This window comes from Cellulomonas triticagri, from assembly GCF_003696205.1.
GTDB classification, from domain to species: Bacteria; Actinomycetota; Actinomycetes; order Actinomycetales; family Cellulomonadaceae; genus Cellulomonas; species Cellulomonas triticagri.
In genome coordinates, this window is the sequence record NZ_RFFI01000163.1 from 1 (window position 1) to 6,294 (window position 6,294).

Annotated in this window: 5 protein-coding genes and 1 pseudogene; 5 read left to right on the plus strand and 1 reads right to left on the minus strand. The window is 75.2% G+C overall.

What is annotated here, in order from left to right; translation table 11 throughout:
* Positions 1–490 (plus strand): MBL fold metallo-hydrolase (locus EBM89_RS18975; RefSeq protein ID WP_122151175.1); only part of this gene is annotated, 490 nt, incomplete at its 5' end.
* A gap of 5 nt (positions 491–495) precedes the next feature.
* On the plus strand, positions 496–1,860 hold the full coding sequence (gene hisS / locus EBM89_RS18980; protein WP_122151176.1) for a histidine--tRNA ligase: 1,365 nt from the start codon (positions 496–498) through the stop codon (positions 1,858–1,860).
* Positions 1,861–1,910: 50 nt separating this feature from the next.
* Here hisS and EBM89_RS18985 read toward each other — a convergent pair whose 3' ends face one another.
* The gene (locus tag EBM89_RS18985) at positions 1,911–2,441 is read right to left on the minus strand and encodes a TspO/MBR family protein (protein WP_122151177.1); all 531 of its coding nucleotides are present in this window, start codon (positions 2,439–2,441) and stop codon (positions 1,911–1,913) included.
* A gap of 126 nt (positions 2,442–2,567) precedes the next feature.
* Here EBM89_RS18985 and EBM89_RS18990 point away from each other — a divergent pair, with 126 nt between their 5' ends.
* From EBM89_RS18990 to EBM89_RS19000, 3 genes and pseudogenes are all read left to right on the plus strand, one after another.
* The gene (locus EBM89_RS18990; protein ID WP_122151178.1) at positions 2,568–3,656 is read left to right on the plus strand and encodes an Rv2578c family radical SAM protein; all 1,089 of its coding nucleotides are present in this window, start codon (positions 2,568–2,570) and stop codon (positions 3,654–3,656) included.
* A gap of 90 nt (positions 3,657–3,746) precedes the next feature.
* Complete coding sequence (aspS, locus tag EBM89_RS18995; RefSeq protein WP_122151179.1) at positions 3,747–5,570, plus strand: aspartate--tRNA ligase; 1,824 nt, start codon at positions 3,747–3,749, stop codon at positions 5,568–5,570.
* Positions 5,567–6,294: pseudogene (locus EBM89_RS19000) on the plus strand (hypothetical protein); the annotation flags it as partial. The gene aspS and the pseudogene EBM89_RS19000, both read left to right, overlap by 4 nt.

Genomic DNA, 6,294 nt, shown 5'->3' on the forward strand with positions numbered 1-6,294 from the left:
GGACGCGCACCGCCTGGCGGACCCGTGGGGCACGCTCGGCGAGGCGGCGGGCCCGGACGCCCGCGCGGTGGCGGGGGCGTTGCGGGCGGCGGTCGAGGGCGTCGGGCTGGACCCGCGGGCGCCGGAGCCGGTGCTGGTCGAGGTGTTCGGCGCGGTGGGGGACGGGGCCGCGGGTGCGGCCCGGACGCCCGACGTCGACCTGGTGCTCGGTGGCGTGCACCTCGTCGCGCGGCACGCACCGGGGCACACGGGCGGCTCGACGCTGTACCTCGGCGAGGTGGGGGACGAGGTGATCGTGCTCACCGGGGACGTGCTGTTCGCGGGCGGCGTGGGGCGCACCGACCTGCCGGGCGGGGACGCGGCGGTGATGGCGACGACGCTGCGCGAGGTGGTGGGGTCGCTGCCCCCGGGCGCGCGCGTGCTGCCCGGTCACGGGCCCGCCAGCCGGGTGGACGTGGAGCTGGCCACCAACCCGTACCTGGCAGGATGACGGGCATGGCACGTCCGACTCCTCTGTCCGGTTTCCCCGAGTGGCTCCCCGACGGCCGCGTGGTCGAGCAGCACGTCCTCGACACGCTGCGGCGCACCTTCGAGCTGCACGGCTTCGCGGGGATCGAGACCCGGGCGGTCGAGCCGCTCGACCAGCTGCTGCGCAAGGGCGAGACCTCCAAGGAGGTGTACGTGCTGCGCCGCCTCCAGGAGGAGGGCGAGGACACCGACCGCTCCGGTCAGCTCGGCCTGCACTTCGACCTCACGGTGCCGTTCGCCCGGTACGTGCTGGAGAACGCCGGGCACCTGGCGTTCCCGTTCCAGCGGTACCAGATCCAGAAGGTGTGGCGCGGCGAGCGCCCCCAGGACGGCCGGTTCCGCGAGTTCGTGCAGGCGGACATCGACGTGGTCGGGGCGGGGGACCTGCCCTACCACTACGAGGTCGACCTGCCGCTGGTCATGGCGGAGGCGCTCGGCGCCCTGCGGGAGATCGGCGTCCCGCCGGTGCGCATCCTGGTGAACAACCGCCGGGTCGCCGAGGGCTTCTACCGGGGCCTGGGCCTGGACGACGTCGAGGCGGTGCTGCGCAGCATCGACAAGCTCGACAAGATCGGCCCGGACAAGGTCGCCGCGCTGCTCGTGGCCGAGGCGGGGGCCACGCCCGAGCAGGCGCGCGCGTGCCTGGACCTCGCGGCGATCAGCGGCGGCGACGCGACGGTCGTGGACCGGGTGCGCGCGCTCGCGGCCACGCACGGCGTGGAGTCCGACCTCATGGAGCAGGGCCTGGCCGAGCTGCGGCAGCTCGTGGAGGCGGCCGCGGTGCGGGCCCCCGGCGTCGTGGTGGCGGACCTGAAGATCGCGCGCGGCCTGGACTACTACACCGGCTCGGTCTACGAGACCGTCCTGGTGGGGCACGAGCAGCTCGGCTCGATCTGCTCGGGCGGCCGGTACGACACGCTCGCCTCGGACGGCAAGCAGACCTACCCGGGCGTCGGCCTGTCGATCGGCGTCTCGCGGCTGGTGTCGCGGCTGATCTCCGGCGGCCTGGTGCGGGCGACCCGCGGCGTGCCCGCGGCGGTGCTGGTCGCGGTGACGTCCGAGGAGTCCCGCCCGGCGTCCGACGCGGTCGCCGCCGCGCTGCGGGCCCGGGGGGTCCCGGTGGAGGTCGCGCCGACGGCCGCGAAGTTCGGCAAGCAGATCAAGCACGCGGACCGGCGCGGCATCCCGTTCGTGTGGTTCCCCGCGGGGGACGAGGACGGCGCCGTCGACCAGGTGAAGGACATCCGCAGCGGCGACCAGACGGACGCCGACGCCGCGACGTGGGCGCCGCCCGCCGAGGACCTGCACCCGCGCGTCGTCCCCGCGACCTGACGTACCGACCCTCCGGGGTCCGCGAACCCGCGGGCTCCGGGGGGGTCGCGTCACGCCAGGGCGAGGACGCCCGCGTTGAGCGTCGTCGCGTACAGCGCCCACGCGAGGTAGGGCCCGAGCAGCCACGCCACCCACGGGGTGAGCCGGTGGAACGCGACGATCGTCGCGACCAGCGCCACCTCGAGCAGCAGGATGACCACCAGCCCGGCGCCGAGCTGCTCGGCGCCGAAGAACACCGGCGTCCACGCCGCGTTGAGCGCGAGCTGCACGCCGTACAGCACCAGGGCGGTGCGCGCGGTGCGGGCACCGTGCCGCCGCCAGATCAGCCACGCCGCGACGGCCATCATCACGTAGAGCACCGTCCACACCGGGGCGAACACCCAGTTCGGCGGCACCCACGCGGGCTTCGCCGCCTCGGCGTACCAGCCGTCCACGCCCGACGACGACGCGATGCTGCCGCCACCGGCCACGGCGACGTTCACCAGCAGCAGCCCGACGAGCACCCACCAGTCGCGCGACAGCGGCGTGCGGGCGGCGGGGGAGTCGTGCGGGTCGGTGCGGGGCTGCGTCGCGGTGGTCATGCCTCCACCGTGGGGGAGGCCGTGCCGGTCGGCAACCGGAACGCCAGCATGCTGAGGACCTGCCCGGCCGCCGACCGTGCGACCAGGACGCTTGCAGCAGGATCGAACACGTGTTCGAATCGCGCCATGCGATGGGATGGGCAGAAGATCCAGGCCGAGGACGCGGCGCTGCCCGGCCTCGCCCTCGCCGGCTTGCAGCGCTCCGTGCGCACCCCCGAGTTCGCGGGCGTCACCTTCCACGAGGTGCACGCCCGCTCCGCCCTCAACAAGGTCCCCGAGGCGTCCGCCATGCCGTTCCGGTGGACCGTCAACCCGATGCGCGGCTGCCTGCACGCCTGCACCTACTGCTTCGCCCGCCCCACCCACGAGTACCTGGGCCTCGGACCCGACGAGGACTTCCAGACCCAGATCGTCGTCAAGACCAACGTCGTCGACGTCCTCGCTGCCGAGCTGCGCCGCCCCTCCTGGCGCCGCGAGCACGTCGCCCTCGGCACCAACACCGACCCCTACCAGCGCGCCGAGGGGCGCTACGCCCTCATGCCCGGGATCATCACGGCGCTCGCGGCCTCCGGCACGCCCCTGTCGCTGCTCACCAAGGGCACGCTGCTGCGCCGCGACCTGCCCGTCCTGGTCGAGGCCGCCCGCGAGGTCGACGTCGCCGTGGCCGTGTCCCTCGCCATCGGCGACGAGGACCTCCAGCAGGCCATGGAGCCCGGCACCCCCACGCCCCGCGCCCGGCTCGCGCTCATCCGCGCCGTCCGCGACGCCGGCCTCGACTGCACCGTCATGGTCGCCCCCGTCATGCCCTGGCTCACCGACGGCACCGACCACCTCGACACCCTGTTCCGCGACCTCGCCGACGCCGGCGCCACCGGCGTCACCACCATCCCGCTGCACCTGCGCGGACCCGTGCGACCGCTCATGCTGCGCTGGCTCGCCGAGCACCGACCGTCCCTCGTCGCGAAGTACCGGCGGCTCTACGGCACCGGCGCCTACGTCCCCGAGGAGTACCGGCGCTGGCTCGCCGCGCGGATCCGGCCCCTGCGCCGGCGGCACGGCCTCGACGCCCCCGCGGCGCTCGCGGACTCCGTGGACGCGGAGGGGCGGGTGCAGCCGTCCCCGTGGCGGTTCCGGCCCGGCTGGTCCCGCGACGCGCCCCAGGCCGTGCTCCCCGGTGTGGTCGCCGCGCCCGCCGTGCAGCCCGCGCTGTTCTGAGGCCGGTCCGGGGCGGTGGGTGGTGCGGTCGCAGTAGACTCGCCGGGCTGCCCGAGGAGGGCAGCGACCCACCACCTGAGAGGACTCCTCGTGCTGCGCACCCACACCGCCGGCTCGCTGCGGGCCGAGCACATCGGCACCACCGTCACCCTGACCGGGTGGGTGGATCGCCGGCGCGATCACGGTGGGGTGGCGTTCGTCGACCTGCGCGACGCCTCCGGCATCGCCCAGGTCGTCATCCGGGACGAGGCCGTCGCGCACGGCCTGCGCGCCGAGTACGTGCTCCAGGTCACCGGCACGGTCGGCCGTCGCCCGGAGGGCAACGAGAACGCCCAGCTCGCGACCGGCGAGGTCGAGGTCACCGCCGACGAGGTCGTGGTGCTCAACGAGTCCGCGCCGCTGCCGTTCCAGGTGTCGTCCTCGCTGGACGAGCCCGTCGGCGAGGAGGCGCGGCTGCGCCACCGCTACCTCGACCTGCGTCGGCCCGAGCCCGCGAAGGCGATCCGGCTGCGCGCCAAGGCCAACCAGGCCGCGCGCCGCGTGCTGGACGAGCAGGACTTCGTCGAGATCGAGACCCCGACGCTGACCCGCTCCACGCCCGAGGGCGCCCGCGACTTCGTCGTGCCGGCCCGCCTCGCGCCGGGCTCCTGGTACGCGCTGCCGCAGTCGCCGCAGCTGTTCAAGCAGCTGCTGATGGTCGGCGGCATGGAGCGGTACTACCAGATCGCCCGCTGCTACCGGGACGAGGACTTCCGCGCCGACCGGCAGCCGGAGTTCACGCAGCTGGACGTCGAGATGTCCTTCGTGGACCAGGAGGACGTCATCGCCCTGGGCGAGAAGATCCTCACCGCGCTGTGGGGCCTGATCGACGTGCAGATCCCGACGCCGATCGACCGGATCACCTACGCCGACGCCATGGCCCGGTACGGCACCGACAAGCCCGACCTGCGGTTCGGCCTGGAGCTGGTCGAGCTCACCGAGTACTTCGCCGCGACGCCGTTCCGGGTGTTCCAGGCGCCGTACGTCGGCGCCGTCGTGCAGCCGGGTGGCGCCGCGACGCCGCGCCGCGGGTTCGACGCCTGGCAGGAGTGGGCGAAGCAGCGCGGCGCCAAGGGCCTCGCGTACGTCACGGTCGCCGAGGACGGCACCCTCGGCGGCCCGGTCGCCAAGAACATCACCGACGCCGAGCGCGACGGCCTGGCCGCCGCGGTGGGCGCGAAGCCCGGCGACGCGGTGTTCTTCGCCGCGGGCAAGCCCGCCGAGGCCCGGGCGCTGCTCGGCGCCGCGCGCCTGGAGATCGGCCGCCGCGGCGACCTGCTGGACGAGTCCGCGTGGTCGTTCGTGTGGGTCGTGGACGCGCCGCTGTTCAAGCCCACGGGCGAGGACGACGACGTCGCCGTCGGCGAGGGCGCCTGGACCGCCGTGCACCACGCGTTCACGTCGCCCACCCCGGAGTGGATCGACCGCTTCGAGGAGTCCCCGGGCGAGGCCCTGGCCTACGCCTACGACATCGTCTGCAACGGCAACGAGATCGGCGGCGGCTCGATCCGTATCCACCGCCGGGACGTGCAGGAGCGCGTGTTCGACGTCATGGGCATCGGCGAGGCCGAGGCGCAGGAGAAGTTCGGCTTCCTGCTCGACGCCTTCCAGTTCGGCGCGCCGCCGCACGGCGGGATCGCGTTCGGCTGGGACCGCATCGTCGCCCTGCTCACGGGTGCGGAGTCGATCCGCGACGTCATCGCGTTCCCGAAGTCGGGCGGCGGCTACGACCCACTGACCGGTGCCCCGGCCCCGATCACCGCGCAGCAGCGCAAGGAGGCCGGTGTGGACGCGAAGGCGAAGCCCGCCGTGGCTCCCGCCGGTGCCCTGGCCGAGACGCCGGTCGCGGAGGCCGCGACGCCCGCCCAGCCGTGACGCGCGCCGCCGACCCGGCGGCCGCGCCCCACCCGGACGACCCCGGCACGCCCGACGTGCCGGGGTCGTCCGGCGCCCGGGGTCGTTCTGCGCCGCAGGGCGAGCCGCCCGTCGCGACGCCCGAGGTCCCCGCCCTGCACGCCTCGCCCGCGCTGCCTCCCGCCTGGGCGCAGGACCCGTTCCTGCTGGACGAGCACCGCTGGTGGCGCCCGGAGCACGTCGAGACGTCCGGTGACGCCCTGCTGCTGGTGCAGAGGTCCACGGACGAGCCCACCGCGACCATGCTGCTGGCCGCCGGCCCCGCACCCGACGTCGCCGCGCTCGTGCGGGCGCACGGGGTCCGCACCCACCGGTTCGCCTGGGTGGAGACGGCGGCCCTCGACGTGCTGCACCTGAAGGAGGTGACCCGGCTGGGGCTGACGCCGAACCGCACGGGCTGGGAGTGGCTGGTCACCGACCGCGCACCGGCTGAGGTCGCGGCCGAGGCGCACGTGCGCGAGCTCGACCCGGTGGCCGAGGGCGACGCCATCCGGGCGTGCCTCGCGCTGGCGAACCCGACGACGGAGGCCGATCCGTCGGGTGCGGGGGAGCGCTGGTGGGGTGTCGTCGACCCGGAGGAGCCGGGCGTCCTCGCGGGCGTCGTGGGGGCCGCGCCGCGGTCCGGGCGGCCCGGCGGCGCGGGGTCGGCGCACCTGCACGGCCTGGGCGTGCGCCCGGGTGGCCG

Coding starts and splice junctions, on each gene's coding strand:
- EBM89_RS18985 (WP_122151177.1), bottom strand. CDS start 2,441: ATGACCACCGCGACGCAGCCCCGCACCGACCCGCACGACTCCCCCGCC.
- hisS (WP_122151176.1), top strand. CDS start 496: ATGGCACGTCCGACTCCTCTGTCCGGTTTCCCCGAGTGGCTCCCCGAC.
- EBM89_RS18990 (WP_122151178.1), top strand. CDS start 2,568: ATGCGATGGGATGGGCAGAAGATCCAGGCCGAGGACGCGGCGCTGCCC.